Annotated in this window: 1 protein-coding gene; it reads left to right on the top strand. The window is 46.0% G+C overall.

The features are described 5' to 3' along the window. Positions 1 to 890 (top strand): sodium:glutamate symporter (locus R8O11_RS25860; RefSeq protein ID WP_318194692.1); only part of this gene is annotated, 890 nt, incomplete at its 5' end. Positions 891 to 927: the final 37 nt, after the last annotated feature.

Below are 927 nucleotides of genomic sequence, written 5' to 3'. Positions count from 1 at the left end.
TCACGGGTCTTGGTTGGGAAGATGGTTTCACGCTTGGTTTGACCTTTGCGACAGTCGGTATCTTCATCTCAATTTCCATCGGCATGCTGATGCTTCAATTTGCTCTAAAAATGGGTTGGATTCGAAGCTTTACAACTTTTGACAGCATGGATGAACATGAACGAAAAGGTCTTGTAAAACCAACAGAACAAGAACCAGTGATGAAAGACACAATGTCTTCACTCTCTGTGGATTCATTTGCTATTCACGCAGCCCTTGTCGTCGTCGTTACGGCTTTCTCTTATGTCGCAGCAAACTACTTATCGTCGTTCCACGACAAAGTACAAATTCCGACATTTGTAACGGGCTTTTTGGGCGGAATGCTCGTACGAATTGTCGCGAAACAAACCAAAGCGTCACGATACCTTTGTGATGGAGCATTTAAGCACGCGGCTGGTATCAGCACCGACTACCTGATCATATTTGGTATTTCGGCAATCAAAATTACTGTTCTTGCTCAGTACCTTGCGCCAATGATCGTACTCGCCATTGGTGGCATCGCATTTACGTTGTGGCTGATCTTCTGGGTTGCGCCTCGAATTATGGGCGATGATTGGTTTGAAAAAGGCATATTCTCCTGGGGCTGGCTAACAGGCACAGTTGCAATGGGCATCGCGCTATTGCGCATTGTTGACCCTAAAATGCGTAGCAAAGTTCTGGATGACTACGCCATTGCTTATGTGCCTGGTTCAATTACCGATATCTTTATCATCTCTCTGATGCCTATCGCGATGTATAACGGTATGGAGTGGCAAGCACTTGGTGTCGGCTTAGCTTATATCGCAGTAGTCCTGTTTATCTGGCGATTTGTATTTAAACGCAGTGGCCAAACGGTAACGGACGCATCTTAAATACTCCGGCTCGGGAGATTTTTCCTCCCGAGCACAT

It is taken from the genome of Vibrio sp. 1288 (assembly GCF_033344475.1).
This window is presented reverse-complemented; position numbering and strand designations above follow the sequence as displayed.